This window comes from Oerskovia sp. NPDC057915, assembly GCF_042887685.1.
Taxonomy (GTDB): domain Bacteria; phylum Actinomycetota; class Actinomycetes; order Actinomycetales; family Cellulomonadaceae; genus Oerskovia.
Genome location: NZ_JBHVOS010000022.1, coordinates 57,320 through 83,639 on the forward strand (window position 1 = coordinate 57,320; position 26,320 = coordinate 83,639).

24 protein-coding genes are annotated in these 26,320 nt (G+C 72.5%); 20 read left to right on the top strand and 4 right to left on the bottom strand.

Annotated features, from left to right (window positions below):
• The first annotated feature begins 63 nt into the window (after window positions 1-63).
• Window positions 64-1,224: a serine hydrolase domain-containing protein gene (locus ACFVQ3_RS14970; RefSeq protein ID WP_387640536.1), complete on the top strand. Its 1,161-nt coding sequence runs from the start codon at window positions 64-66 to the stop codon at window positions 1,222-1,224.
• Here the strand turns inward: ACFVQ3_RS14970 and ACFVQ3_RS14975 are convergent.
• The 3 genes from ACFVQ3_RS14975 to ACFVQ3_RS14985 all read right to left on the bottom strand — a co-directional run bounded on the left by ACFVQ3_RS14975 (window position 1,190) and on the right by ACFVQ3_RS14985 (window position 6,411).
• Window positions 1,190-2,974, bottom strand: coding sequence for a SulP family inorganic anion transporter (locus tag ACFVQ3_RS14975; protein ID WP_387640538.1), 1,785 nt, complete (start codon window positions 2,972-2,974; stop codon window positions 1,190-1,192). The two genes, ACFVQ3_RS14970 and ACFVQ3_RS14975, sit on opposite strands and share 35 nt — an antisense overlap.
• On the bottom strand, window positions 2,971-3,966 hold the full coding sequence (locus tag ACFVQ3_RS14980; RefSeq protein WP_387640541.1) for an HAD family hydrolase: 996 nt from the start codon (window positions 3,964-3,966) through the stop codon (window positions 2,971-2,973). Before ACFVQ3_RS14980 ends, ACFVQ3_RS14975 begins: the two co-directional genes overlap by 4 nt.
• 99 nt (window positions 3,967-4,065) lie before the next feature.
• Window positions 4,066-6,411 (bottom strand): arylsulfatase, encoded by a 2,346-nt coding sequence (locus ACFVQ3_RS14985; protein WP_387640543.1) that lies wholly within the window; start codon window positions 6,409-6,411, stop codon window positions 4,066-4,068.
• Between the two features lie 285 nt (window positions 6,412-6,696).
• Between ACFVQ3_RS14985 and ACFVQ3_RS14990 the strand changes: the two genes are divergently transcribed.
• From ACFVQ3_RS14990 to ACFVQ3_RS15065, 16 genes are all read left to right on the top strand, one after another.
• Complete coding sequence (locus ACFVQ3_RS14990; RefSeq protein WP_387640545.1) at window positions 6,697-7,053, top strand: S-adenosylmethionine decarboxylase family protein; 357 nt, start codon at window positions 6,697-6,699, stop codon at window positions 7,051-7,053.
• A 23-nt stretch (window positions 7,054-7,076) separates the two neighbouring features.
• Window positions 7,077-7,796 carry a hypothetical protein gene (locus ACFVQ3_RS14995; protein WP_387640547.1) on the top strand — a complete coding sequence of 240 codons (720 nt, stop codon included), beginning with the start codon at window positions 7,077-7,079 and terminating at the stop codon, window positions 7,794-7,796.
• 54 nt (window positions 7,797-7,850) lie between these two features.
• A complete protein-coding gene (locus ACFVQ3_RS15000; protein ID WP_191790103.1) occupies window positions 7,851-8,072 on the top strand; it encodes a DUF350 domain-containing protein in 222 nt (73 codons plus the stop codon).
• Window positions 8,073-8,194: 122 nt separating this feature from the next.
• Window positions 8,195-9,745, top strand: a complete 1,551-nt coding sequence (locus tag ACFVQ3_RS15005) for a polyamine aminopropyltransferase (RefSeq protein ID WP_387640550.1) — start codon at window positions 8,195-8,197, stop codon at window positions 9,743-9,745.
• Between the two features lie 422 nt (window positions 9,746-10,167).
• Window positions 10,168-10,869 carry a thioesterase II family protein gene (locus ACFVQ3_RS15010; RefSeq protein WP_387640553.1) on the top strand — a complete coding sequence of 234 codons (702 nt, stop codon included), beginning with the start codon at window positions 10,168-10,170 and terminating at the stop codon, window positions 10,867-10,869.
• Complete coding sequence (locus tag ACFVQ3_RS15015; RefSeq protein WP_387640556.1) at window positions 10,866-11,714, top strand: helix-turn-helix transcriptional regulator; 849 nt, start codon at window positions 10,866-10,868, stop codon at window positions 11,712-11,714. Before ACFVQ3_RS15010 ends, ACFVQ3_RS15015 begins: the two co-directional genes overlap by 4 nt.
• Window positions 11,711-12,571 (top strand): MBL fold metallo-hydrolase, encoded by an 861-nt coding sequence (locus tag ACFVQ3_RS15020; RefSeq protein ID WP_387640559.1) that lies wholly within the window; start codon window positions 11,711-11,713, stop codon window positions 12,569-12,571. The genes ACFVQ3_RS15015 and ACFVQ3_RS15020 overlap by 4 nt, the downstream gene beginning before the upstream one ends.
• Before the next feature lie 43 nt (window positions 12,572-12,614).
• Window positions 12,615-14,111, top strand: coding sequence for an MFS transporter (locus ACFVQ3_RS15025; protein WP_387640562.1), 1,497 nt, complete (start codon window positions 12,615-12,617; stop codon window positions 14,109-14,111).
• Between the two features lie 95 nt (window positions 14,112-14,206).
• Entirely contained in the window at window positions 14,207-15,211 is a 1,005-nt protein-coding gene (locus ACFVQ3_RS15030; RefSeq protein WP_387640564.1) for an AvrD family protein, read from the top strand.
• Window positions 15,212-15,257: 46 nt separating this feature from the next.
• On the top strand, window positions 15,258-15,965 hold the full coding sequence (locus ACFVQ3_RS15035; RefSeq protein WP_377675379.1) for an AAA family ATPase: 708 nt from the start codon (window positions 15,258-15,260) through the stop codon (window positions 15,963-15,965).
• Complete coding sequence (locus tag ACFVQ3_RS15040; RefSeq protein WP_387640567.1) at window positions 15,952-16,965, top strand: beta-ketoacyl-ACP synthase III; 1,014 nt, start codon at window positions 15,952-15,954, stop codon at window positions 16,963-16,965. Before ACFVQ3_RS15035 ends, ACFVQ3_RS15040 begins: the two co-directional genes overlap by 14 nt.
• A 13-nt stretch (window positions 16,966-16,978) precedes the next feature.
• Entirely contained in the window at window positions 16,979-17,242 is a 264-nt protein-coding gene (locus ACFVQ3_RS15045; RefSeq protein WP_387640570.1) for an acyl carrier protein, read from the top strand.
• On the top strand, window positions 17,239-17,922 hold the full coding sequence (locus tag ACFVQ3_RS15050) for an HAD family hydrolase (RefSeq protein WP_387640573.1): 684 nt from the start codon (window positions 17,239-17,241) through the stop codon (window positions 17,920-17,922). The genes ACFVQ3_RS15045 and ACFVQ3_RS15050 overlap by 4 nt, the downstream gene beginning before the upstream one ends.
• Before the next feature lie 84 nt (window positions 17,923-18,006).
• A complete protein-coding gene (locus ACFVQ3_RS15055) occupies window positions 18,007-18,654 on the top strand; it encodes an AAA family ATPase (RefSeq protein WP_387640576.1) in 648 nt (215 codons plus the stop codon).
• 63 nt (window positions 18,655-18,717) lie between these two features.
• Window positions 18,718-19,557: a DedA family protein gene (locus ACFVQ3_RS15060; protein ID WP_387640578.1), complete on the top strand. Its 840-nt coding sequence runs from the start codon at window positions 18,718-18,720 to the stop codon at window positions 19,555-19,557.
• 78 nt (window positions 19,558-19,635) lie between these two features.
• The gene (locus ACFVQ3_RS15065; RefSeq protein ID WP_387640580.1) at window positions 19,636-20,835 is read left to right on the top strand and encodes a MalY/PatB family protein; all 1,200 of its coding nucleotides are present in this window, start codon (window positions 19,636-19,638) and stop codon (window positions 20,833-20,835) included.
• A 6-nt stretch (window positions 20,836-20,841) separates the two neighbouring features.
• Here the strand turns inward: ACFVQ3_RS15065 and ACFVQ3_RS15070 are convergent, their stop codons facing one another.
• Entirely contained in the window at window positions 20,842-21,492 is a 651-nt protein-coding gene (locus ACFVQ3_RS15070) for a TMEM175 family protein (RefSeq protein ID WP_387640584.1), read from the bottom strand.
• A 220-nt stretch (window positions 21,493-21,712) separates the two neighbouring features.
• On the opposite strand from ACFVQ3_RS15070, the gene ACFVQ3_RS15075 reads away from it, so the two are divergent.
• The 3 genes from ACFVQ3_RS15075 to ACFVQ3_RS15085 all read left to right on the top strand — a co-directional run bounded on the left by ACFVQ3_RS15075 (window position 21,713) and on the right by ACFVQ3_RS15085 (window position 26,212).
• Window positions 21,713-23,740: a penicillin-binding transpeptidase domain-containing protein gene (locus ACFVQ3_RS15075; protein WP_387640586.1), complete on the top strand. Its 2,028-nt coding sequence runs from the start codon at window positions 21,713-21,715 to the stop codon at window positions 23,738-23,740.
• 63 nt (window positions 23,741-23,803) lie between these two features.
• Complete coding sequence (locus ACFVQ3_RS15080) at window positions 23,804-24,196, top strand: hypothetical protein (protein WP_387640589.1); 393 nt, start codon at window positions 23,804-23,806, stop codon at window positions 24,194-24,196.
• A gap of 480 nt (window positions 24,197-24,676) precedes the next feature.
• A complete protein-coding gene (locus tag ACFVQ3_RS15085; RefSeq protein WP_387640592.1) occupies window positions 24,677-26,212 on the top strand; it encodes a dicarboxylate/amino acid:cation symporter in 1,536 nt (511 codons plus the stop codon).
• Window positions 26,213-26,320 lie beyond the last annotated feature (108 nt).

Here is a 26,320-nt window from a genome sequence, read left to right on the forward strand (position 1 = left end):
CCCTCGGGGCGTGACTCGATATGCCCTGGCTCTCGCGGGCGGGCCGGGCCTACCGTCGAGAGCATGGACCCCTCGACCTCCGCACTCTCCGCGTTCGACGACCACCTGCGTGCGGCCGCCGCGCACGACGAGTTCTCGGGCGTCGTGCTCGTCTCCCGGGAGGGCGAGACGCTCTTCGAGGAGGCCTACGGCATTGCTTCCCGCCGGTGGGGCGTCCCCGTCACGGTCTCGACGCGCTTCGACGTCGCGTCCGTGACCAAGCTCTTCACCTCGGTCGCGGTCCTCCAGCAGGTCGCGGCCGGGACCCTCGACCTGGACGCGTCGATCCACGACTACGTCGACCTCGACGGGACGCAGATCCCTCGGCGGGCGACGCTGCGCCACCTGCTGTCGCACACCTCGGGCATCGCGGACGACGCCGACGAGGAGGCCGGCGAGTCCTACGAGGCGCTGTGGGTCGACAAGCCGAACTACTCCGTGACGCAGACCGCGGACTTCCTGCCCCAGTTCGTCCACAAGCCCCCGACCTTCCCTGTGGGCGAGGGCTGCCGGTACTGCAACGTGGGGTACGTGCTCGCAGGTCTGGCGCTCGAGCGCGCCGCGGGCCTCACCTACCGCGACTACGTCCGCGAGCACGTGTTCGCGCGCGCGGGCATGGCGTCGTCGGGCTTCTTCGACATGCGCGAGGCGGTACCGGACGTCGCGGAGGGCTGGGAGCCGGTCCGCGCGGAGACCTCCGCACCCGCGCCCGACGGCGACGCGCCCGACGGCGCAGCGTCCGCCGACGACGGCGACGCGCCCGTCGTGGGCTGGCGGCAGAACATCTACAGCTACCCGCCCATCGGATCGCCCGACGGCGGCGCGCACGTCACGGCGGCGGACCTGGTGCGCTTCCTCGACGCCGTCCGGGCCGGCGAGCTGCTGCCGCCCGACCTCACGGCCGCGTTCCTGAGCCCGCAGGCCCTGCACCACGAGGTGCCCGACGCCGCGCCCGGGAAGGCTGCAGCCGTGCACTTCGCGTTCGGGCTGGAGATCGAGACGACCGCCGAGGGCAGGGTCCGGTCGCTGTCAAAGGACGGGATCAACACGGGGGCGAGCGCGATCGTGCGGCACTACCCGGGTCGTGACGGAGCCCCGGGCGTGACCATCGCGGTCGTGTCGAACAGCGAGGACGGCGCCTGGGACCCGATCAGCCGCCTGGACGACCTGCTGACCGGGTCGTAGCGGGACGGGCCTGCGCCGCCGCGACCGCGGTGTCGACGGTCGGCCGGAGGCGCCCGTCTGCCGAGAGCGCGGCGAACCAGGGCGACGCCATGGCCCTGTCGGCCGTCTCGGCCGGGACGCGTGCGAGCAGGAGCGTGCAACCGATCCCGGCGAGCTGTCGGTCGAGGTCCGCGAGCCCGTCGAGCACGGTCGAGGTGACGCTGCGCTGGGCCCCCGACTCCAGGACCACGGCGTGCGGCGCGGGCTCCGCCGCCCGGGCCAGCGCGAGGACGCGCTCGACCGTGGGCCTCGTGTTCGCGGTGTAGAGGCCCGCGTCGAGGTGCAGGACCAGCACCCCGGGCTCGACGCCGGACTCCAGGGCTGCCTCACGGGCGATCTCCCGGGTCACGGCGGCTTCCTCCTCGGAGTCGTCGCCCTCGGTCGAGCCGCGCTCGACCGGTGCCCAGCCACCCGCCGGGGTGCGGACGAGCGGGACGACGCGCGGCCGGTCGAGCTCGCGCAGGACCAGCAGCAGCGTGAGCCCCACCCCCACGCCGACCGCGGGCAGGAGACCGGCCACGAGGCCGATCCCGGTCGTCACGACCGCGACCGCGAACTCGACGCGGCTGATCCGCCAGAGCACGACGAAGTCGCCGACCTTGATGAGGCTCACGGTCGCGACGACGACCATCGCGCCGAGCGTCGCCTGGGGCAGGTCGTCGAGGACCGGGGCGAGGAACAGGGCGACGAGCACCGCGAGGGTCGCCGTGACGAGGCCCGCGGCCTGCGTGCGCGCTCCCGCCCGCAGGCTCACGGCCGTCTGGGAGAACCCTCCCGCCGGTGGCATCGCGCGGAAGAACGCGCCGACGACGGCCGCGACGCCGTTCGCCAGGAGCTCCTGGTCCGGCCCGATCTGCGGCTCGTCCGGTCGACGGACGCCGCGACCCACCGCGACGGTCTCGAGGAACGCCATGATCGCGATCGCGCTCGCCCCGGCGAGCATCGAGCCGACGAGCGACACGTCGGGCAGCACGGGGAGCGGCAGCCCGGGCGGGATCGGCTCGATGACCTCCACGCCCCGGTCGGCGATGCCCGCGAACGCCACGAGCGCGATCCCCCCGGCCACGACGACGAGCGGCGCGGGCACGCGCGGGGCGACGCGGCCGAGCAGCAGCAGGACCGCGATGCTCCCGACCGACAGCGCGACCGTCGCCGGGACCACCTGGTCGAGGCTGCCGAGCGCCGAGCCGAGGACATGGAAGAACCCGGTGGCGTCGGGGTCGGTCGGTAAACCGAGCAGCTTGGGGAGCTGGCCGGCCGCGACGGTCGCGCCAACCCCGGCCTTGATCCCCACGAGCGTGGCCTGCGAGATGTTCTCGACGAGCGAGCCCAGGCGCAGCACCCGGGTGAGCAGCAGCAGCGCGCCGACGAGCAGCGTCAGCGTCGCCACGGCCCGCGCGGGGTCCGCGGCGTCCGCGGCGACGCCGGCAGCGAGCAGCGTCGAGGCCGACAGCGTCGCGATGGTCGACGTCGTGCTCATGCTCAGTGTCCGCGAGCCGCCGAGCAGGGCGTACACGACGAGCGGCACCATGCACGTGTACAGGCCGAAGCTCACCGGCAGGTCCGCGATCGTCGCGTACGCCATGGCCTGCGGCACGACGACGGCGCCCGCCGACAGCCCGCCCACGACGTCGGCGCGGAGCCAGCCCGCGCGATAGCCGCGCAGGGTCGGGAAGAGATCGAGCCGTGCCCTGGTCGAGGTGGCCGTCACGAGCGCTCGGTCCCGAGGGCGGGACGTGGTGCACGATCCGGCTTGCGGACCGGCTCGTGACCCGTGGCGGCCGGGGCGACCGGGAACACCTGCGCCCAGTCGTCCCGCACGCTCACCACGGTCCACCCCTTCTCCGTCGCGGTGGCCAGCGCCTGCTCGGCCCCCGCGTCGTACGGCGGGTCCCCGCGGTCCGGGTCGTCGTGGTGGACCAGCAGGGCCAGGCCCCTGGGGTGGCCGGCCGCGTAGGCGAGCATCGGCACGTCCCCGTTGGAGTTGCCCACCGCGAGCACGGGTCGTCGGCCGGTCCGGCTCCAGATGCGTACGGGCTTCTCGGGGCCGTCGTCCATGAACGAGAACGTCGACCCGTAGACCACGTCGGCCGTCGCCTCGTCGAAGGCGAGCCCCAGGCTCGACCCCACGACCTGCTCGGGGGCAACGCCGTAGTAGTCCTCGGTGAAGGGCCGCATGAAGTCGCGGTCGCCGCCCGAGGTGATGTAGGTGGTGAAGCCGTGCGCCCGCAGGAGGTCGAGCAGCTCGCGCATGGGCTGGTACGTCGCGTACCGGTAGGGAGTGCCGAGCATCGGGTGAACGGCCGAGTCGAGGAACGCGCGGACCTCGTCGGCGTACTCGCCCACGGACCGACCCGCCTGCGCGGCGACGACGGCCCCGATCACGGGACGGAGGTCGGAGTCGTCGCCTGCGTAGTGCTTGTCGATCGCGGTGCCGAGCCAGGCGAGGTCCCCGGTCGACGCCGCGCGGTAGGGCTGGGTCTGAGCCAGGGCGGGGTCGGCCGCGGCCGCACGGGCCCACTTCTCGACCAGGAAGTGGAGCTGGACCGGCATGGGCTTCTCGGTCCACAGGGTGCCGTCGTTGTCGAAGACCGCGACGCGCTCGGGCGGGGGGAGCGCGTGGGGGCCGGTCGTGACCGCGGTGACGAGGTCGAGGACCGCCGCACGGGTCGGGGTGTCGCGCCAGGACGGCAGGTCGGTCATCGGGGGGTCCTCTCACGGGGCGGTGGGCCGGGACCGGCCAGGAACGGGAACGCCCGGGGCGGCCGGCGGGAGACCGACCACCCCGGGCGACGAGCCGTGTCAGTCGCGGGACATGGCCGCGGCCAGGTGGGCCTCGAGGTCGAGGTAGGCGTCGTCGGCGATGTCGAAGACGACCCGGGCGATCTCGCCGCCCGTGAAGTCGAAGCCGTAGCCGTACAGCGACGAGACGGGGTCGGCGCTGTCGCGTCCGATCGTCAGCCCCTCGCCGCACAGCGAGAAGTGGCCGAGGACCGTACGGATGCGCTTCTCGCCGACCTGCTGGTCGTCGATGAAGAGCTTGACCGGGCCCTCGCCCTCGCGGTACTTGCCGATGCCCTCCTTGGTGAACTCGACGCCGATGATGTGCTTGCCCGAGGTCGGGACCGGGGCCGAGACACGGTCCTCGGGAGGGATGCCCAGGAAGTTGTACACGTAGTGCACCTGGCCGTCCTTGATCACGAGCGCGTGCCCGCCGAATCGGGACCCGTGCGCGAAGATCACGCCCTGCGACTCGGGGGTCAGCTCGACCTCGGCCGCGATCTTGTACGAGACGCCGTGGACGTTGGCCGCGGACCGTTCGGGCACCTCGCTCGTGCCGGGGTAGTAGACGAACTGGCCGCTCGGCGGTGCCGGCTGGTGGAACTCCATGGCCACGAAGGTCTCGAAGTCCTTGGGGTTGCCGATGATCTGCAGGTCGTTGAGCGGCAGGACCTTGTTGGCCTTCGCCTCCTCCAACCACAACGCCTTGAGCTCCTCGAGCTTCTCGGGGTGCTCTGCGGCGAGGTCGTGCGCCTCCGAGCGGTCGACCTCGGTGTGGTACAGCTCCCACACGTCGTCGTCGAAGTGCCCCATGCCGCTCACGGGGCCGTGCACGGCGACGGCCTTCCAGCCTTCGTGCCAGATGCCGCGGCTGCCGAGCATCTCGTAGTACTGCGTCCGCTTGTTCGTCGGTGCGTCCGGGGCCGCTCCGAACGACGGCACCATCGAGACCCCTGAGAGCGGGGTCTGCTCGACACCGTTGTACGTCGACGGGAACTCGACGCCGCACGCCTCGAGGATCGTGGGCACGATGTCGGTCGAGTGGTGGTACTGGTGGCGTACCTCGCCCTTGGCGGCGATGCCCGCTGGCCAGTGGATGACCAGGGGGTCCGCGACGCCGCCCTGATAGGTGTAGCGCTTGAACATCTTGTACGGCGTCGAGAACGCGGCCGCCCACCCGGTCGGGTAGTGGTTGTAGGTGTCGGGGGTGCCGAGCTCGTCCACCATGGTGAGGTTCTGCGCCTCGTCGTCGGGGTAGCCGCCGAAGACCTTGCCCTCGTTGACCGAACCGTTGGGGCTGCCCTCGCCCGAGGCGCCGTTGTCCGCGCAGTAGATGACGATCGTGTTCTCGAGCTGCCCGGACTCCTCGAGGTAGTCGATGACCCGTCCGACCTGCGCGTCGGTGTACTCGCTGAATCCCGCGAACACCTCGGCCATCCGGGAGAACATGTGCTTCTCCTCGTCGTTCAGGGAGGCCCAGGGGCGCACCTCGTCGGTCTGGGTGTAGGTGCCGTCGGGCATGGGGTTGATCTCGGTGAGCGCCGTGCCCTCGGGCAGGATGCCACGCTCGATCATGCGTGGCAGGACCCACTCCCGGTACGCCTCGTACCCGTCGTCGAACCGTCCCTTGTACTTGTCGATGTACTCCTGAGGCGCGTGGTGCGGGGCGTGGTTCGCGCCGGGACAGAACCACATGTACCAGGGCTTGTCGGGCTCGGTCTGCTTGACGTCCCGGATCATCTTGAGGGCCTGGTCCGCCAGGTCCCTCGAGAGGTGGTAGCCGTCCTCGGGCAGGTACGGCTGGTCGATGTAGTGGTTGTCCTCGGCGAGCGACGGGTACCAGTTGTTGGTCTCGCCGCCGATGAAGCCGTAGAACCGGTCGTACCCCTGGGCGAGGGGCCAGTTCTTCTTCGACGCCCCGGCGGTCCACTCGTCGATGGGCACGTTGTGGTTCTTGCCGACCCAGAACGTCGACCAGCCCGCGTCGCGCAGGACGTGCGCCATGGTCGCGTTCGACGCGGGGATGTGGGAGTTGTAGCCCGGGAAGCCCGTCGAGGACTCGGAGATCGTCGCGAAGCCGTTGAGGTGGTGGTTGCGACCTGTCAGGAACGTCGAGCGCGTCGGCGAGCACAGCGCCGTCGTGTGCCACTGCGAGTACGTCAGACCGTCCCGCGCGAGGCGGTCCATGGTCGGCATGTCGATCCGGCCGCCGTAGGGCGACCACGAGGCCATGCCCGTGTCGTCGTAGAGCACGACGAGCACGTTGGGGGAGCCCGCAGGGGCCTTGGGCGGGAGGAACGCGTCCCAGTCCGGGGTCGAGTCCCGGACGTCGAGCTTGATCTCACCGTTGAACGGCTTCTTCGTCATGTCGCCTCCGTGGTCGCCATCGCTGTGGTCCGGAGGGCGGCACGCGAGAGGCCGGGCGCCGGACCGTGTTCGAGGTCGTGCGGTACGTCGAGGTACGTCAGGTGCGGACGAGCAGAGGGCTCCGGCGTCGTCGCCGGTGCCCCGGTCACTCACGCTAGGCCGGGTTCTCCGAGCGCGCTCGGCGAGACGGGTGTCTGGCCCGTCGTCCCGGCGGTCGTCCGCATTTTTCGGGAACGTCCGGCATCCGCTACCGTGACGCGGCCAGCCGCTGCTCAGGGAGAACATGTGCCGACCGACCCGGTCAACCGCAACCTCGTCTACGTCTTCGACATCTCCGGAGGGGACCCTGCGCTCCTCGACGACGAGACCACCGTCCGCACCTGCCTCTCCCGCCTCGTCGACCGCGCCGGGCTGACCCCGCTCGGCGAGACCTCGCACCGCTTCGCCCCGCAGGGGTTCAGCATGGCGACGCTCCTGGCCGAGTCCCACCTCGCGGTCCACACGTGGCCCGAGGAGGGCACCGCCTACGTGACCCTCACGACCTGCCGTGCGCCGTCGTCGGGCACGTTCGAGGAGGACACGCGCAGCCTGCTGCGCGAGGCCTTCGCCGCTTCCGACGTCGCCGTCCGGACCCTCCTGTGAGAGCGCGCCGGCCCAGGGCGCGCATGTCGCTCGGCAAGCACTTGATCGGTGCGCCGCCGTGGCGCTCGCTGCCGCAGGGCGTCGTCGTCTACGGCGAGAAGGACCCGAGCGACGGCGTGACGTACTACTGGGAGGAGTGGGAGGTCCTCGGGTACGAGAACCTCGACTTCTGGGTCGAGTACGACCACGACACCAAGGCGGTCACGCTCTACCGACCCGCGGAGTCCGAGGAGGCGCTCGACCCGACGCGCATGCGCAAGGGGCAGACCGTGACCGTCACGGTCGCCGGGACGAAGCACCGCGCGGTCGTGTCCGAGGTCGGCGTCGGGACCATCGCGTCGCTCGACGGCTCCTTCACCTACGACCTGACGGTGGGCCAGCGCGTCGCCTACGCCGAGCTCCGCGCGAACCGCACGGTGTTCTCGCTCGAGAAGTTCGACGACCGCATCATCGACCTGTACCACGGCACCGTCCTGGACTCCGAGGGACAGAAGGCCCACTTCGGCAAGCGGGTCGCGCCGCGCGACGTCAAGGTCAACCCCGTGGTCGCGTTCGTGCTGATCCTCGCGGCAGGCATCGGCCTGTTCTCCGCGTGCGGCGACCGCGACGTCGACGACGACGACTGCACGCCCCGCACGGTCGAGCAGCAGTACGACGCGAGCGGAGACCTCGTCCCGACCGAGAACGACACCTGCTACCGCCGCTCGGTCTACGGCGGCGGTGGCGGGGGCCTCGGCAAGTAGCCGGCGCCCCGCGCACGACCCCTCAGCCCGTCCCCACCACACCCTGGAGCCACCATGAGCCTCGCCGAGCTGCGCCTCGACGCCTTCCTGTCCACGATCGTCTACTCGGTGCTGGGCATCGTCCTGCTCGTCCTGACGATCGTGGTCGTCAACTACCTCTTCAAGCTCAACCTGCACCGCGAGCTCGTCGACGAGCACAACACGGCCTTCGGGATCATGATCGCCGGGCTGGCCGTCGCCATCGGCATCATCATCGCGGGGACGATCCTCTCCTGACCGTGGCCGGCGAGACGCAGACGGAGCCCGCGCCGACCGCACGGGACGAACCGCTCGACGCAGGTGCGCCGCCCGCTGGAGGCCAGCCTCCCGCGGGGGACGCGCCGCCGTCGGGCCGTGGGATGGACAAGCCGACCGTGTTCGCGGCCGCGCTGCTCGTCGCGGTCGGCGGGATCATCTACGAGCTGATCCTCGGCACGGCGGCCTCCTACCTCTTCGGCGACTCGGTCGTCGCGTTCTCGGTCGCGACGGGCCTGACCCTGTTCGGCATGGGGATCGGCTCGCTCCTCGCGACGCGCCTGGCCACGAACCCCGGCCTGAACTTCGTGCGCAACGAGGTCTCGCTCGCTCTGCTGGGCGGCAGCTCGGTCCTGATCCTCTACGCGGCGTTCAGCCTCACGGAGGTCTACTGGCTGGTCTTCGTGCTGCTGTCCCTCGCGCTCGGCGTGGGGATCGGGGTCGAGATCCCGCTGCTCGTCGCGCTGCTCAAGGAGCACGGGCGCGACGAGTCCGTCGGGCTGCTGTCGAAGGTCCTCGCGGTCGACTACTTCGGGGCGCTCGCCGCGTCGCTGCTCTTCCCGTTCGTCATGCTGCCGTACCTGGGGCTCATGCGGACCGCGTACGCGGTCGCGCTGCTCAACGTGCTGGTCGCGGTGTTCATGCTGCGGCGCATGGGGCGGCGGTCGCGCTGGACGTGGTTCAGCTGGCTCACGGTCACGTTCCTCGTGGTGTGCTTCGCGGCGTCGAGCGCGATCGAGGGGGCGATCAACACGCGGCTCTACCAGGACCCGGTCGTCCACTACGAGTCGACGTCCTACCAGAAGCTCGTCGTGACGAGCTTCGGCGACGACGTCCGGCTCTACCTGAGCGACCAGCTCCAGTTCTCGTCGGTCGACGAGGCGAGGTATCACGAGACGCTCGCGCACGCGACGCTCACCTCGGTCGCGGCGCCCGCGTCCGTGGCGATCCTCGGGGGAGGGGACGGGCTGCTCGCGCGCGAGGTCCTGCGGTACCCGAGCGTCCGCGACGTCACCGTCGTGGACCTCGACCCGGCCGTGACCGAGCTCGCGCGCACGAACCGTCTCGTGAGCGACCTCAACGAGCACTCGTTCGACGACCCGCGCGTGCACGTCGTCAACGGCGACGCGTTCCGCTTCATGGACACCACGGACCAGACGTTCGACGCGGTCCTGATCGACCTCGTCGACCCGTCCAACGAGCGCATCGCCAAGCTGTACTCGACCGAGTTCTACGCCATGGTCGCGAACCACCTACGGCCCGGGGGCGTGTACGCGACCCAGGCGACGTCGTCGTACTTCACGCCGCACGCGTTCTGGCAGGTCGCGGCGACCGTGCGCGCGGGCTCGCCGGGGCGGACCGTGGTCCCGCTGTCGGTCAACGTCCCGTCGTTCGGCGAGTGGGGCTTCGTGCTGTCGCTGCCTCCCGCGGCAGGCCAGGACGAGGCGGCCGGCCTGCCCGACGGCGGAGCGCGCCTCTTCGCCGCGACGCCCCTCCCCGAGGGCCTGCGCTTCCACACGCTCGACTCCTTGCGGGCCACCGCGACGCTCGCGGGCGACCACCCGGGGCCCGACGCTGCGATGCAGGCGTCGACGCTGCTGTCGCCTGTCGTCTACCGGACCTACCAGCAGGACATGTCGCGCTGGCGGTACTGACCTCCCGGGCGCGGCTGACCTCCCGGGCGCGGCTGCCCTCCCGGGTGCGGCTGCCCTCCCGGGCGCGGCTTCCCTCCCGGGTGCGGCTGCCCTCCCGGGTGCGGCTGCCCGGCAGGTGAGACGGACCAGGGGGAGGGGTTGCGGCGGCCGCCGCGACGCTGGACGGTAGGTCTGCTGTCCCGGACCGGGACGGGCGACGCCGCGCGTCCCGCCCGCCCACAGGTCGCGGAGGGGCGGAGAGCGGGGGGAGCGCGATGGACGACGTCATCGCACGAGGTGCGGCCGGGCCCGTGCGCGCCGTCGTGGCGGACCGTGCGGCGCGCGGGGACCGATGTCGGGCTGCCGACGACCACCCGGCGAGCCCGCGCTCGCGAGGGTGGTCCAGCGCCTCGCCCCTCACCCGACGCCCCAGGAGACCGCCCATGCGCCCCGTCACGATCTACTGCTTCCACCACGCCGGAGGGAACCCCGCCGGGTTCCGTCCCCTGCGCGCCGCGCTCGCCCCCGAGGTCGACGTCGTCCCGCTCGCCCTCGAACGACCTGGCGAGGTCGCGACGATCGAGAGCATCGCCGAGGAGGTCGGCCGTCGCCTGGCGGGCGCGGACCTGAGCGACGCCCACTTCTACGGGCACAGCATGGGAGGCCTGGTCGCCTACGAGCTGTGCCGCACGAGGGCCGAGCGCGGCGAGCCGCTCCCTCGATCGATCGTCCTCGCGGCCGTCGCGCCTCCTGGGACGCTCGACCCGGAGGGTGCCCGCGCCGCGGCCCTGCTCCGCGCAGGTGCGACGGTCGTGCCCGCCCCCGGCCTCGCCGAGCGGACCACGGCCGGGGTGCGTCGCTCGCTCGCGTACTCGCCGCCCGTCCGTGCCCTGCCCACGCCGTTCGAGCTCGTCCACGGGACACGTGACGAGGTCGTGACCGCACGGCTCATGCGCGGCTGGGGCGAGTACACCCACGGGCGGCTGCGCGAGCACGCGGTCGACGACGGGCACCTCTTCCACCGTGCCCCCGCGCTCGCCGGGCTCGTCCGCTCGCTCCTCGTGCCCGATGTCCCCGCGCCGGTCTGCACCCGCGCGAGACGGCCCGGCCGCAGGTCCGCCGCGAGCGTGGGGGTGGGCGCGTGAGCGCCCCGACGCAGGCCGCCGTTCCCCGCGTCGCACCGGACGACGGCGACTCGCGGCGACGGTCGCTCGCGCTGTTCCTGCGGGCCCGGCGCGAGAGCCTGCAGCCCGAGGACGTCGGGCTGCCTCCGAGCCGTCGACGTCGGACCCCGGGCCTGCGGAGGGAGGAGGTCGCCGTCCTCGCCAACGTCGGGGTCACCTGGTACACCTGGCTCGAGCAGGGGCGCGAGATCGGGGTGTCGGCGGTCGTCGTCGAGTCGATCGCACGCGCCCTGCGCCTCGTGGACGGCGACCTCGCCTACCTCTACGAGCTGACCGGCACGCGGCTCCCGTCGAGGTCGAGCGCCCCGACCGAGCTGCGCGACAACCTCGTGCGCGTGCTCGACGGGTTCTCCGAGCTCCCCGCCTACGTCGTCGACCGGTACTGGAACGTCGTCGCGACCAACGAGCTCGCCGAGCACGTCTTCGGCAGCCAGGTCGGGGCCAACTGCCTCGCCGACTTCTTCACCGAGGAGCGGGTCGCGGAGCGCTATCCCCAGCGGGCCCTCGTCGGGCGCATGATCGTGGGCCAGCTCCGTCGGCAGGCCGCGGCCTACCCGTCGGACCGGACGTTCGACCTGCTCGCGGACCGGGTCTCGGCCGCGTCCCCGGAGTTCGCCGCGTACTGGACCTCCTACTCCGTGGGGGTCGAGCCGCACGTCGACATCACCTACGACCACCCGCAGATCGGCCGCCTGACCTGGCAGTGCACCGTCCTGAACCCGCTCGGGGGAGAAGACCTGAGGCTGTTCCTCTACCTGCCCCGGCCCGGGACGGGGACCGCCGAGGCGCTCCAGAGGCTCCGGTGAGCGCGCCCACCCGCTGGAACCGACCGGCGCGCCCCCGGGTCCTGCGCGTGGGGGACCTCCGGGTCCGCTACGTCCCTGACGGGACCGTCCAGCTCCACCCACGACGGTGGTTCTCGCTCCCCGAGGACGACCGGTCCGTCCCGCACGGGCTGCTCGACCCGGACGGGTACCTCGTCGGCTCGGTCGGTGCGCTGCTCGTCGAGGCGCCCGGCTGGTCGGTCCTGGTCGACACCGGCTTCGGTCCCCGCACGCTCGCCGCGGACGCCACCCACCCTGCGCTCGGCACGCTGCGCGGGGGCGGGCTCGCCCGGTTGTCCCCAGCCGTCCTCGAGGGGCTCGACCGGGTCCTGTTCACGCACCTGCACGAGGACCACGCGGGGTGGCTCGCGCACGGGGAGCATCCCGTGGGCGCCGCGCTGCGGTCGGTCCCGCACGTCGCGTCGTCGACCGAGCTCGACGCGCACCCCGCCCTCGCACGGGGTGAGTGGGAGGTCGCCGAGCACGGTCGGCCGATCCTCCCGGGCCTCACCGCGCTCGCCAGCCCGGGGCACACCGCAGGGCACACCTCCTATCTCCTGGAGTCGCGGGGAGAACGTCTGCTGTGCTTCGGCGACGTCATGCACAGCAGCGTCCAGGTGGAGCTCCCCGCGCTCGGCTCGTGCTTCGAGGAGGATCCCGTCAGGTCCCGGGCGACGCGCGCCGAGACGCTCGACCTGCTCGGCGAGCCCGGGACGGTCGGTGCGGGCAGCCACTTCGCCGACGTCGTCCTCGGTCGGGTGCGCCGCACCGGCGAGGGCGGGCGCACGTGGTCGCCCGCCGAGGACGCGAGCAGCCTGGTGGTCCCAGCACCCCTATAACCCCGCTCTGGATGACGTGCCGGACCGCGCCCATCCTCGAGACATGACACGAACCAGCGAGGACCTCGCGCTCACCGGTCGCCAACGACTCGTCCTGATCGTGCTCCTCGGTGCACAGTTCATGTTCGCGCTCGACTTCTCGATCGTGACCGTGGCGCTGCCCGTGATCGGCGAGGACCTCGGGATACCCGACGCGGACCTGCAGTGGATCGTGACCGCGTTCGCGCTGACCGCGGCGAGCCTCGTCCTCGTGATGGGGCGGGTCGCGGACCTGCACGGGCGCAAGCGGATGTTCCTGATCGGCATGGTCGTGCTGACCGTGGCGTCGGCCGTGGGCGGGTTCGCCACGGAACCCTGGGTGCTGTTCGCGGCCCGGGCAGGGCAGGGGCTCGCGACGGCGATCACGATGCCGGCCGCGCTCTCCCTCCTGACCACGTCGTTCGAGGAGGGCCCGCTGCGGAACCGTGCGCTGGGCCTCAACGGGGCCCTGCTGTCGCTCGGGTTCGCCGTGGGGGCCGTCCTGGGCGGTGTCGTCACCGACGTGCTCGGGTGGCGTTCGACGTTCCTGATCAACGTGCCGGCGGGGCTCCTGATCCTCGCGGCGGCGCCCTTCCTCCTCACGGACGACGGTGTGCGCAAGCAGCAGAAGCTCGACGTCCCGGGCGCGGCGCTCCTGTCGACGGGGCTCCTCGCCCTGGTCCTCGGCATCTCGACGGGCGAGCGCTCCGGTTGGGGGTCGCCCGCGGTCCTCGGGCTCGTCGCCCTCTCGGTCGCGGCCTTCGTGAGCTTCTGGTTCGTCGAGAGCAGGTCCTCGCACCCGCTGGCCGCCGTGAGCATCCTGCGCCGTCCCACGGTCTCCTGGGGCAACCTCGCCGGGTTCACCACGTTCGCCATGGAGAGCAGCAAGGTCTTCCTCCTGACCCTGTACCTCCAGCGCGTGCTCGAGACGTCGGCGCTCGCGACGGGCCTCGCGTTCGGGGTGCTGGGCGCGGGGGCCTTCACCGGAGGGCTCGTCGCGGCACGGATCATCGACCGCATCGGTGCCAAGGCGACGCTGCTGCTCGGCCTGACGCTGCAGGGCGTCACGACCCTCACCTTCCTCCTCCTCGGAACGGGCGAGGCGCTGGGCTTCGTCCACATCCTCCTCGCCACGGCCGTGGGCGGGTTCGGGCACGTCCTGGTCATCGTGGCCTACACGGTGACGGTCACGTCGGGGCTCCCCGACTCCGAGCAGGGGCTCGCGACCGGGCTTGCGGGCCAGACGCAGCAGATCGCGTTCACCGTGGGGACGCCGCTCATCAGCGCGGTCGCGATCGCGTTCGCCACCGGGAGGTTCGCCGACCCGACCACGAGCGAGGCGGTCCTCGGCGGCGTGCACGCGGGGCTGCTCGTGAACGCCGTGCTGATCCTCGCCACCGCGGTCCTGATCCTCGTCTTCCTGCCCGCGGACCGGCGACCTGGCGGGGCCCCGTCCACGACCGACCTCGCGGACGCCGACGCCGGGCGAGCCGACCGGCCGGTCCCGCACGGCCGGGCGTGACCCCGCAGCGAGAGGGACCGGCCGACGACCACAGCCCCCGCGGCACCGAGCAGTCACGACCGACCAGCACGCTCACGAGGAACCCGGAGGACACCATGGCACCCGAGAACGGCACCTCGACGGCGCTCCCCGCGCTCCCGGCGATCGACGACCTCCTCGGCCCCTCGGCGTCGCGCTTCTTCGGCAGCGGCTACCGGGGGACCGAACCCCGGCTGCGGTCCGTCGTCGTCCGGCACGACGGCGCGGCCTCGCGGCTGGACGCCCGCGGGTCGATCAGCGTCGAGGAGCACTGGTCGACCAAGGGCGACGTCGACCAGCTGCCGCACCTGAGCACCACCGACGTCCTGGTCCTGGCGGTGCAGGCCGCCGAGATCCTGCTGGCCGCCACGTTCTCGCCCGCCTTCCTGGTCGACGTCGAGCTGCGACGCGTCGTGGTCGTCGCCGGGAAGGAGCCGGTCGAGGGCGCCCACCAGGACTTCGCGGTGTCCGCCCGGCTCGACGACGCGTGCCGGGACCGGGACGTGACCGTCCACGCGTTCGTCGGGACCATGACGGTCGAGGTCACCGTGCACCGCCCCCTGGCGGTCGCCGGGCGCGTGGACCTGACCGTCGCGTCACCCGACGAGCTGCTGGGCGATGCGGCACGCCGCGTCCACGGCGCCGGGTACGCCGGCCGCTCGGTCGACCTGCGGGAGGTCGCGACGGTCGGCCACGACCAGGCGCACGCGCAGCTCGTCGCCACCACCCTCCCCGGGGCCGTGGGCCAGGACCTCGGCATCGGGGCGACCGGCCGTCCGAGCCTCTCCTTCGTCGAGGCGTTCGTCGCCACGCTCCAGCTCGCCCAGGTGCTCCTCTACGAGCTGGACCGCGTTCCGCGCGCCGACAGCAGCACGCTCTGGATGCGGCGGACCGTCGTCGAGTCGGACGGCGCCGCGCTCTGGCTCGACACGCCCCACCCGATCGACGTCGCCCTTGCCCGGCCGCGGCTCGTCGTGCTCCGCGGGGAGACCTGGCGCTGCGGGGAAGCCCGCGCCGTCGTCGGGCACGGCACGACCGTGCACTGCGACGTCGCTCACCGCATCCCCTCACCACCACCGTGACCATCCCACCGACCACCGCCCCACCCACCGAGGAAAGAGAACTGCCATGAGGCTCGCGATCTCCGGGACCTACTCGTCCGGCAAGACCTTCACCACGATCGCGCTCGCGCACCTCACCGGGATCCCCCGGAGCGCGGCCAAGACGATGCGGGAGCTCCTCCCGATCTCCGTCCCCGGCAAGACGCTGGAGGAGTGCAGCGCGGCGGAGATCCTCATGCTCATCACCCGGCGCAACACCGAGCGGGCCGTCAACGAGTCGCACCTGGGCGACACGTTCATCTCGGACGGCTCGTCGCTGCACGAGTGGGTCTACGGCACGGTACGCGTGCTGGTGGGCATCAACCCGAACGACTCGATCGACCTGGACTCGGTCGAGCGCACCGACGCGATCCGCTTCTTCGAGGAGGTCATCGACGCGCTCGGCGTCCCCGCGAAGCAGCACGCCGCGGCGAGCTACGACGCGTTCGTGCACCTGCCCATCGAGTTCCCCCTCGTGGCCGACGGGCACCGCCCGGTCAACGAGAGGTTCCGGAGGCTCGCGGACGAGAAGCTCCAGCGCGAGATCTCCGAGCTGGGCATCCCCAACGTGAGCATCGGCGGATCGATCCCGGAGCGGCTCCAGGCGATCACCGACCACTACGACCTCCCGCGGGTCGTCAGCATCGAGGAGGCCGTGGCCCGGGCGCAGGTCGACTACGACCTGCTCGACGTGCGCGACGAGAAGGAGCGGGAGCTCGCACATGCCCTCACGTGACCGACCGGGCGCAGCGGTCCTGCGCGGTGTGGGCGGGTACCTGCCGCCACGGGTCGTGACCAACGACGACCTCGCGGCGCTCGTCGACACGTCGGACGAGTGGATCAGGACACGGACCGGGATCCGGGAGCGACGCTTCGCCGACCAGGGGACCGCGACGTCCGACCTCGCGGTCGAGGCCGGGCGCCGGGCGCTCGCCTCCGCGGGCGGACCCGACGTGGACCTGGTCGTCGTCGCGACGAGCACGCCCGACCGGTCGTGCCCGGCCACCGCCCCCCTGGTGGCGAGCCGGCTCGGGCTCGGGACCGCGGCGGCCTTCGACCTGGCAGCCGTGTGCTCGGGCTTCGTCTACGCGCTCGCCCAGGCCAGTGCGGCCGTGCTCGCCGGGCTGCACCGGCGGGCGCTCGTGATCGGCGCCGACCAGTTCACCTCGATCGTCGACCCGCGCGACCGTGCGACGTCGATCCTCTTCGGCGACGGTGCAGGGGCCGTCGTCGTCGACGGGGGCGACCCCGACGAGGCAGGGAGCCTCGGGGCGTTCCACCTGGGCTCCGACGGGAGCGCCCACGACCTCATCACCGTCCCGGCCGGTGGCTCGAGGGTCCCGCACCGTGAGGTCGTCGACGCGTCCGACGCCTACTTCCGCATGGACGGGCGGGCCGTCTTCGGTGCGGCCGTCGGGGCGATGTCGTCGTCGTCGCGTCGTGCGCTCACCCTCTCGGGGTGGTCGGTCGAGGACGTCGACTGGTTCGTCGCGCACCAGGCGAACGAACGGATCCTGCGGCTCGTGGCGCACTCGCTCGGCATCGGGCCGGAGAAGGTCGTGATCCACCTCGACCGTGCGGGCAACACCTCGGCCGCGTCGATCCCGTTGGCGCTGGCCGCGCACGCCCGCACGTTCGCACCGCACGAACGCATCCTGCTGACCGCCTTCGGTGGAGGAACCACCTGGGGCGCCGCGACGGCGACGTGGCCACGCCTCGTCGTCCAGGACCTCTGAGAAGGAGCGCACCATGACCGAGACCGTCTTCGACCCGTCCCCCGAGTCCCTCGCCGACCTCGTCGGCCGGGCGATCCCGGGGCTGCCCGACCTGCGCCCCACCGGCGCGACCTTCGACGACCTGGCGATCGACTCGCTCACGACCGCGGAGATCGCGGCCGTCGTGAGCCAGGCGTACGGCATCGAGGTGAGCGACTACGACGTCGCGAGCCTGGGCGACCTCGACGGCCTGAGCAGGCTCGTCCGGGAGAGGGTCGCCGCAGGCGGCGACGGGTGAGCGAGCCACCCCGGGCCGCGGCCTACCTCGACGTCGACGGGACGCTGACGACAGGCGTCACGCTGTTCGAGCTGCTTCGGTTCGACGCCGCCGAGCGGGGCACGGACCGGGAGGCCGTCGCGTTCCTGAGGACCGTCGCGGCGATGCGGGAGGCGGGGGTACCCCGGGCCGAGCGCAACCGGCACTACTTCACGTGGTGGTCGGGACGGCAGGTCGAGGACGTCGAGCAGGTCGGTCGCCGGTGGTTCGCCTCGGTGCGGACCGGGGGCAGCACGGCTGGTGGGGGCGGTGCCCTGCGCCCGCAGGTCGTCTCGATCGTCGAGCGGCACCGCCGCGCGGGGCACGTCGTGGTGCTGGTCAGCGGGTCCTTCGCCCCCGCGCTCGCCCCGCTCGCGGAGGTCCTCGGCGGCGCTCACCTGCTGGTCACCGTCCCGGAGGTCGAGGACGGGCGGTTCACCGGGCACGTGGCCGTCCCGATGATCGGGGAGGCGAAGGTCAGGGCGGTCGCCGAGCACGCGCGGCGGGAGGAGATCTCGCTGCCACGCTCGGCCGCGTACGGCGACGACCTGTCCGACGCCGGCTACATGGGGCTGACCGGCCACCCGACGGTCGTCGCGGCCCCCGGCGCGGCCCTCGCGGTCGAGGGGGGCCGGCGCGGCTGGGCCCTCGTGGCCGTCTGAGTGGTGAGCCGCCGGGTGGACGGACGGCGGGCGGTGGCGGACCGCAGGAGACGACGGACGACAGGACGACGGAAGGAGACGGGTGTGCGTGTCGCGGTGGTGGGGGCCCACGGGGTCGGCAAGTCGACCCTGTCGGGTGGGCTGGGTCGTCGGACGGGCCTCACGGTCCCCGGGCTGGACGCGATGAGGGACCCGGTCGGCTCCCCGCCCCGGTCGCTCCTCGAGTGCACCGACGCCGAGGTGCTCCAGCTGTGCCTGCGGCGGTACGCCCAGCGCGTCGAGCAGGAGTCCGCGGCGCCCGACCTGATCTCCGACGGCTCGGTCCTGCACGAGTGGGTGTACGCCACGGTGAGGCTGCGTCGTCGGACGCTGTCCGACGTGCGGCAGGGCGACGTGCGGCAGGGCGACGTGCGGCAGGGCGACGTGCGGCCGGACGACGTGCGGCAGGGCGACGTGCTGCCCGACGTCGTGGCCGGCCTCCTGCGCGAGGCCGCCGCCCGCGCGGCGCGCATCTACGACCTCTTCCTGCTCCTGCCGGTCGAGTTCCCGCTCCCGCCGGAGGACCGGCCCGTGAGCGAGCCGTTCCGGCGGGACGCCGAGGAGATCACGCGGGACGTGGTCGCGGGGACGGGCGTCCCGGTGCACCTCCTCGACGGGACGATCGAGGATCGGCTCGCCGCCGCGGCGTCGATCGTGGGGCGCGTCCGGCACGAGACGGTGAACAGCCCGTGAAGGTGCTCAGGGGAGACACGCCCGAGCTCGAAATGTCCGGTGCTCGGCACATAGTGTCTGCGCATGCCCTTTGCGAACCTCCCTGTCGACCTCGTGCACGTGGCCGCCGCGAGCGAGCCCGACCTGGGTGGTGTCGCGGGCTGGGCCGTGTCGCTCATGGAGACGCTGGGCGTGTTCGGCGCCGGTCTCGCGATCGCGCTCGAGAACCTGTTCCCGCCGCTGCCGAGCGAGGTCATCCTGCCGCTCGCGGGCTTCACCGCGAGCCGTGGCAGCTTCAACGTGTTCGCCGCGGTCCTCGCGACGACCATCGGGTCGCTCGTGGGGGCGATCGCGCTGTACTACGTGGGTGCCCTGGTCGGGCGTGAGCGCACCCGCCGGATCATCGGCTGGCTGCCTCTCGTCAAGCTCGAGGACGTCGACCGCACCGAGGCCTGGTTCCACAAGCACGGCAGCATGGCGGTCTTCTTCGGCCGCATGATCCCGATCTTCCGGAGCCTCATCTCCCTCCCGGCGGGAGTGGACCGCATGCCGCTCCCGAAGTTCGTCCTCCTGACGACCGCGGGCAGCCTCATCTGGAACAGCATCTTCGTCGGTGCGGGCTTCGCCCTGGGCGAGAGCTGGCACCTGGTCGAGGAGTACGCGGGAGTCCTGCAGAAGGTCGTGATCGGTGCCGTGGTGCTCGCGGTGGTCGCCTTCGTGGTGATGCGGGTCGCCCGGTCGGTCCTCGGGGGCGCGCCCCCGGCGCACGGGCGTCGCGCACGCGCCGCCCTGCCCGACGACGGCGAGCCGGCCCGCGGGGACGGCGCCACGGAGCGGACCAAGACGCCCACGACGACGCTCGCGCTGCCCAAGGGCGTGTTCGAGCGGTCCGGGGCGCAGGCCCGGCGTCCCTCGACCGACTGAGCGCTCCTGGCGGGGGCGCCCCGGAGGGCGCGCACGGAGGACCGGTCTCCTCCGACGCTCCGTCGTAGGCTCGATCCCGTGACCACCTCACCCTTCGCGACCGACAACCCGCTCGACGCCCTCACCCCGGACGCGCTCCGTCGTCGGACCAGCCTCAAGTGGCGGGCCTACGCCCCTGACGTGCTTCCCCTGTGGGTCGCCGAGATGGACGTCGAGCTCGCGCCGCCCGTCGTCGCCGCCGTGACCGAGGCCATGCGCTCGGGGGACACCGGGTACGACTACGGAGACTCGTACGCCGAAGCCCTCGCCGGGTTCGCGAAGCTCCGCTGGGACTGGTCGTTCGACCCGTCGAGCACGCGCATGGTGCCCGACGTGATGCTCGGGCTCATGGAGATCCTCAAGGTCCTCACCGGGCCGGGGGACGCGGTCGTGGTCAGCCCGCCCGTCTACCCGCCGTTCTTCGGGTTCACGCAGAACGAGGGCCGCCGGATCGTCACCGCTCCCCTCACGTCCGACTTCCGTCTCGACCTCGACGCGCTCGACCAGGCGTTCGCCGACGCGACCGGCGCGACCCTCAACGGGAACGGCCCCGGCAGCGGGCGCCGCGCCGTCTACCTGCTGTGCAACCCGCACAACCCCACGGGCACCGTCCACACGCGGGCGGAGCTCGAGGGGCTCGCGGCCCTCGCGCGTCGCCACGGCGTGCGCATCGTGTCCGACGAGATCCACGCACCGATCACGGCGCCCGGTGTGGCCTACACGCCGATCGTCACCGTGGCCGGGGCCGAGGACGCGATCGCGGTCCTCTCGGCCTCCAAGGCGTGGAACCTCGCGGGCCTCAAGGCCGCGATCGCCGTCGGCGGCCCCGAGGCGGCCGACGACCTGCGGCGCATCCCCGAGGAGGTCGTGCACGGCGTCGGTCACGTCTCCGTGATCGCGCACGTCGCCGCGCTCACCGAAGGCACCCCGTGGCTCGACGCGGTCCTGCGCGGGGTCCGTCGCAACAAGCTGCTCCTCGCCGACCTCCTCGAGGAGCACCTGCCGCAGGTCCGCTACCAGCCGACGCAGGGCACGTACCTCGCATGGCTCGACACGTCCTCGGTGTCGGACGACCCGTACCGGTTCTTCCTCGACCGGGCCAAGGTCGCCCTGAACGACGGACGGCACTTCGGGCCGGGCGGGGCAGGGCACGTGCGGCTCAACCTCGCGACGAGCCAGGAGGTGCTGACCGAGGCCGTCCGTCGGATGGGCGAGGCGGTGCGTCCGGCGTCCGCGTAGCGGGCCTTACGGCGCCTCGCCGTGGCCGTCGCCGTCCTCGGGCGCGCGGGCGTCCCTGCGCCGCCCGGCCACCTTGGTCAGCGGCCCGGACAGGAACAGCAGGAAGAGCCAGAACATCCCGACCCCTGGTGCGACGACCGCGAGCACCAGGATCACGACCAGCAGGAGCACCGCGACGAGCGCTCCCTTCACCTCGAGGTCGCCCCGGACCTCGGGGTGCTGGAGGTCGGGGTCGCGGACCGCCAGCCACTCGACGAGCGCCAGGCTGCCGGTCGTCACGATCATCACCGAGATGTACAGCGCGTTGACCGCCGGGTCGTCGGTGCCCTCGTCGGCCAGGAGCTGGGTCGTGAAGGGGATGAAGACGATGCTCGCGAGCCACAGGAAGTTGGCCCACAGCATCGCGTTGGAGTAGTCCCGCAGGTTCTCGAACACCCGGTGGTGACCCACCCAGAAGTTCGCGATGACCACGAAGCTGATCCCGAACGCGAGGAAGGTGCCGCGCTCGTCGGAGAACAGGGACGCGACCGAGTGCTCCTCACCGTCCGTCACGAGGTCGATCAGGGGCAGCACGAGCAGCGTGATCGCGATCGCGACCGACGCGTCGGTGAAGTTGACGAGACGGTCGAGCCCCCGGCCCGTGCGGATCCTCGGCATCCGTGCCTCCTCCGGTCGTCTCCACTGTAGGAAGGGCTCGGTGTCCCGGCGCGGTGAACCGGGTTCGCGGAGAACCTGTGACGCTCCGGGGGACGTGCGCGCCGTGGCCGCGCTCCCGCGCGGGCGTGGGCTAGCCTCGCAGGCGGGCGAGGACGCCCGGGTCAACTCTTCCGCCGACCCGTCGGCGGACCGTCTGCCGCAGGGCATCGAGGGGGAGCACGTGGTTCGCACGCAGCTGGTCGACAGGCACACCGAGGCGCGACGCCTCACCTGGCGGCGGGCGCTCGGCCCGACCGCCCTGGCGGTGCTCGCCCTGACGCTCACCGCGTGCAGCGACGACGCCCCCAGCCCCGACGGCGCCGCCGACGACCTCGCGACCGCGATCTCGGACGGCGACTTCGAGGGGGTCGCGTTCACCCAGGCGAACCTCGACGCCGCAGCGCACCGTGACGCGGTGCTCGAGCCGCTGGCCGGGACCGACCACACGGTCACCGTCGCGAAGGTCGACGTCGCCACCGAGGGCGAGGACAAGGGCAAGCAGGCGACGGCCACGCTCGCGTACACCTGGAACGTCACGGACACCACGCCGTGGACCTACGAGACCACGGTCGACCTCGTGCTGCAGGACGCGCCGGACGGCGGAGCGGAGCAGTGGGCCGTGGCGTGGGCGCCCGACGTGCTGGTCCCGGACCTCAAGGACGGTGACCGCCTGGCCGTCACCCGGGTGCGCGCCGAACGCGCGCAGATCCTGGGCGCCGACGGCGGACCCATCGTCGAGCCGCGCCCCGTCTACCGGATCGGCGTCGACAAGATGAACCTCGACCCCGCACGCCAGGACGCCGTCGCGCGCCAGGTGGGCGCCGCCGTCGGGATCGACGCCGAGGCGTACGCGCAGAAGGTCGCCGGAGCCGGGGCGAAGGCGTTCGTCGAGGCCATCGTGGTCCGCACCGACGACACCGCGGGCATCGACGTCGAGGCGGTCCGCGCGATCGACGGCGCGTCGGTCGTCGACGGCGAGCTCGACCTCGCTCCGACCCGGACCTTCGCGCGGGCCATCCTGGGGCGCGTGGGCGACGCGACGGCCGAGGCGGTCGAGGAGTCCGAGGGGCAGGTCGTCGCGGGAGACACGATCGGCCTCTCGGGGCTCCAGCGGCAGTACGACGCCCAGCTCCGGGGGACGCCCGGGATCACGGTGAGCGTCGTCGCCGACGGCAGCGCGGGCGAGGACACGGGTGAGGACCTGGACGGCGACGGGCAGCCCGACCCGGTCGAGAACGTCAAGGACGTCTTCACGGTCGACCCGGTCGCGGGCGTGCCGCTCGCGACGACGCTGCGCACCGACATGCAGGTCGTGGCCGAGAGCGTGCTGTCGGGTGTCCCGTCGGCGAGCGCGATCGTCGCGATCGAGCCCTCGACCGGCAACGTGCTCGCTGCGGCGAGCGGTCCGGGAGGCGACGGCACGTCCACCGCGACGACCGGGAAGTACGCCCCCGGGTCCACCTTCAAGGTGGCCTCGGCGCTCGCGATGCTCCGCTCGGGGATCACGCCGGACACGGTGGTGTCGTGCACGCCCGACATCACGGTCGACGGCCGGACCTTCCAGAACGTCCCGGGGTTCCCGCAGGCCGCGATCGGCGACGTGCCGTTCCGCACGGCGTTCGCCAACTCGTGCAACACCGCGATGATCGCCCAGCGGGACGCGGTCACGCAGCAGGCCCTGCACGACGCCGCCGCCGACCTCGGTCTGGGCGTCGAGGCGGACCTCGGTGCTCCCGGGTACTTCGGGTCGGTGCCCGCGACCGCCGAGGGCACCGAGCACGCGGCGTCGTTGATCGGCCAGGGCAAGGTCGAGGCCTCGCCGCTGGGCATGGCGACCCTCGCCGCGAGCGTCGCGAAGGGGGAGCGGGTCTCGCCCGTCCTGGTCCGGCCCGAGGTCACGCCCGCGGCGGACGAGACCCCGACTCCGTCCGCTCTCACGGCGGACGAGGCCGCGACGCTGCGCAGCCTCATGCGCTCGGTCGTCACGGACGGGAGCGGGAAGCTGCTCGCCGACCTGCCGGGCGAGGTGGGGGCGAAGACCGGGACGGCGCAGTACGGCGACGGCAACCAGGCTCACGCGTGGATGATCGCGATCCAGGGCGACCTGGCCGTGGCGGTGTTCGTCGAGACGGGCGACGGCGGGTCGGTGACTGCGGGCCCTCTCCTGAAGGCCTTCCTCGACGCCCCGAACACCGGCGCCGCCGGCTGAACCGTTAGGCTGACGTCCCGGATACCTCGTGGGGGTACCGGGTATCGAAGCGAGGACGGGATCATGACCGGCGACGACGCGACCGACCGCGACAGGCGGGCGACCCGACGCCTCCGCCGGACGGTTCCCGGCCTCACGGTCTGCCGCCTGTGCGTGGGGGAGACGCTCGGCTCCTCGGACCTGCTGCCCGGTGGCCAGCTCACGCGCGTCGAGGCCATCGCCGCGACCGGTGACGCCGGGCTCACGCTCGTCGACTGCCTCGACGCGTGCGAGCGCGGTGACGTGGTCGTCGTGCGTCCCGCCCCCCAGGCGCGCGCCGAGCACGGACCCGTCTGGTTCGAGCGACTGGCCGGCGACACGTCGAGCGAGTCCCTGCACCGGTGGGTCCGGGCCGGAGGGCCGGGGCGGAGCCCGGTCCCGGAGGACCTCGCGCCGCTGCGCATCGACGCGCCCTGACGGGCCGCGCGCGGCGTGCCGTGACGGGACGCATCCGTCCCAGGGAATAGGGCCGTGGCCCGACGACGTTCCCACCTCGGCTACCATCGGTAGCCGCAGGCGACGATCGCCTGCACCGCCGGCCCCCGGGCCGGCCCGAACGGGAGTCGAATCCTTGCTGAACCGGTGGAACTTCACCGCGCGCCGTGACGTCGATCTGCGACGAGTCGCCAGCGCGCTCTGTTGTTGACCCACTGAACCGCTGGGCCGCAGGCCCGCACAGCAGTCCTCCCCACCCTCCTGACGCCGTCACGCCGTCGCTCGCCCTGCTTCGCAGAACGTGAGCCTCTGCGCCGTGGAGCGCGTGCACCCGTCCTCGGGGGCACGCCGTCGCGTCGGGGCTTCCCTCACCTCCCGGGCCGGGACGACTGCGCTCCCTCCCTCTCGCGATCCTCGCGATCCCTGGGCACCCCACGTGCCCGTGACGAAGAAAGCAGAACCGTGCCCTCCTCCTCCTCTTCGCAGGCCGCGGCCACCACCGCGCCGGAGAAGTCCGCGAACGGCGCCCCCGCGCCCAAGCGCCGCGTCAAGCTCCCCTCCTTCACCGTCCAGATCCTCGTCGCGCTCGTCCTGGGCGTCGTGCTGGGCTGGGTCGCCCTGTCGATGGGCCCCGCATCCGGCGCGGGCACCCCCGACGAGGTCCCGAACTGGCTCACGACCACGCTCGACACGATCGGCTCGTCGTTCGTGACGCTGCTCAAGGCGATCGTGCCGCCGCTGGTGTTCACCGCGATCGTCGCGTCGATCGCGAACCTGCGGAACGTCACCAACGCCGCGCGCCTCGCGGGCCAGACGATCCTGTGGTTCGCCATCACGGCGCTGATCTCCGTCGTGATCGGCATCGGCCTGGGCCTCGTGCTCCAGCCGGGCGCCAACACGACGTTGTCGACGGCCGACGGCAGCGAGCCCTCGGGCTCCGGCTCGTGGCTCGACTTCCTCAACGGCTTCATCCCGAGCAACTTCCTGGGTGTCCAGGCGCGCACCCAGCTGCAGGGTGAGGGCGCCAGCACGTCGATCTCGTTCAACGTCCTCCAGATCGTCGTGATCTCCCTGATCATCGGTATCGCGGCGCTCAAGTCGGGCAAGAAGGCCGACCCGTTCCTCGCGTTCAACCGCTCGGCGCTCTCGATCATCCAGACCGTCCTGTGGTGGATCATCCGCCTCGCGCCGCTCGGCACCCTGGGCCTCATCGGGTACGCCGTCGCGGAGTACGGCTGGGACCTCCTGTCCCCGCTCGCGACGTTCGCCGCCGCGATCTACATCGGCCTCGCGCTCGTGCTGTTCGTCGTCTACCCCGTGATCCTGCGGGCCAACGGGCTGAAGATCACGAGCTACTTCAAGGGCGCGTGGCCCGCGATCCAGCTCGCGTTCGTCTCGCGCTCCTCGATCGGCACGCTGCCCGTCACGCAGCGCGTGACCGAGCGGAACCTGGGTGTCCCGCGCGAGTACGCGTCGTTCGCCGTGCCGCTCGCCGCAACCACCAAGATGGACGGTTGCGCCTCGATCTACCCGGCGATCTCCGCGATCTTCATCGCCCAGCTCTTCGGGATCGACCTGTCCTTCACGGACTACCTGCTCATCGCGTTCGTGTCCGTCGTGGGTTCGGCCGCGACCGCCGGTCTGACCGGCGCGATCGTCATGCTCACGCTGACGCTCTCGACGCTGGGCCTGCCGCTCGCGGGCGTGGGTCTGCTGCTCGCGATCGACCCGATCCTCGACATGGGCCGTACCGCGGTCAACGTCGCGGGCCAGGTGCTCGTGCCGACGGTCGTGGCCAAGCGTGAGGGCATCCTCGACGTCGAGCAGTACGACGGCGTGAACGTCGAGGACCTGTTCACGGACGACGAGGACGACTCGACCGACGACTCGAACGGGTCCGTCGCGTCGGAGGCCGACCCGTCGACCGCGTCGACCGCGAACGCGTCCGACAAGCCTGCGGCCTCGGCCGCCGACGAGGAGCTGGTCGGGACGCGCTGACGCCACGTCCCCCCTCCCGCTGAGTGCGGGGCAGCTGTGGGGGGGGGGGTGGGTAGAAGGCAAGAGCCCCCCCCCCCGGGGGTACCGGGGGGGGGAGCGGTGGGTGGG

What these genes read in the sequence shown, in the direction of transcription:
- ACFVQ3_RS14970 (WP_387640536.1), top strand. Translation starts at nt 64, where the DNA reads ATGGACCCCTCGACCTCCGCACTCTCCGCGTTCGACGACCACCTGCGT.
- ACFVQ3_RS14980 (WP_387640541.1), bottom strand. Translation starts at nt 3,966, where the DNA reads ATGACCGACCTGCCGTCCTGGCGCGACACCCCGACCCGTGCGGCGGTC.
- ACFVQ3_RS14985 (WP_387640543.1), bottom strand. Translation starts at nt 6,411, where the DNA reads ATGACGAAGAAGCCGTTCAACGGTGAGATCAAGCTCGACGTCCGGGAC.
- ACFVQ3_RS14995 (WP_387640547.1), top strand. Translation starts at nt 7,077, where the DNA reads ATGTCGCTCGGCAAGCACTTGATCGGTGCGCCGCCGTGGCGCTCGCTG.
- ACFVQ3_RS15000 (WP_191790103.1), top strand. Translation starts at nt 7,851, where the DNA reads ATGAGCCTCGCCGAGCTGCGCCTCGACGCCTTCCTGTCCACGATCGTC.
- ACFVQ3_RS15005 (WP_387640550.1), top strand. Translation starts at nt 8,195, where the DNA reads ATGGACAAGCCGACCGTGTTCGCGGCCGCGCTGCTCGTCGCGGTCGGC.
- ACFVQ3_RS15010 (WP_387640553.1), top strand. Translation starts at nt 10,168, where the DNA reads ATGCGCCCCGTCACGATCTACTGCTTCCACCACGCCGGAGGGAACCCC.
- ACFVQ3_RS15025 (WP_387640562.1), top strand. Translation starts at nt 12,615, where the DNA reads ATGACACGAACCAGCGAGGACCTCGCGCTCACCGGTCGCCAACGACTC.
- ACFVQ3_RS15030 (WP_387640564.1), top strand. Translation starts at nt 14,207, where the DNA reads ATGGCACCCGAGAACGGCACCTCGACGGCGCTCCCCGCGCTCCCGGCG.
- ACFVQ3_RS15035 (WP_377675379.1), top strand. Translation starts at nt 15,258, where the DNA reads ATGAGGCTCGCGATCTCCGGGACCTACTCGTCCGGCAAGACCTTCACC.
- ACFVQ3_RS15040 (WP_387640567.1), top strand. Translation starts at nt 15,952, where the DNA reads ATGCCCTCACGTGACCGACCGGGCGCAGCGGTCCTGCGCGGTGTGGGC.
- ACFVQ3_RS15045 (WP_387640570.1), top strand. Translation starts at nt 16,979, where the DNA reads ATGACCGAGACCGTCTTCGACCCGTCCCCCGAGTCCCTCGCCGACCTC.
- ACFVQ3_RS15060 (WP_387640578.1), top strand. Translation starts at nt 18,718, where the DNA reads ATGCCCTTTGCGAACCTCCCTGTCGACCTCGTGCACGTGGCCGCCGCG.
- ACFVQ3_RS15070 (WP_387640584.1), bottom strand. Translation starts at nt 21,492, where the DNA reads ATGCCGAGGATCCGCACGGGCCGGGGGCTCGACCGTCTCGTCAACTTC.
- ACFVQ3_RS15080 (WP_387640589.1), top strand. Translation starts at nt 23,804, where the DNA reads ATGACCGGCGACGACGCGACCGACCGCGACAGGCGGGCGACCCGACGC.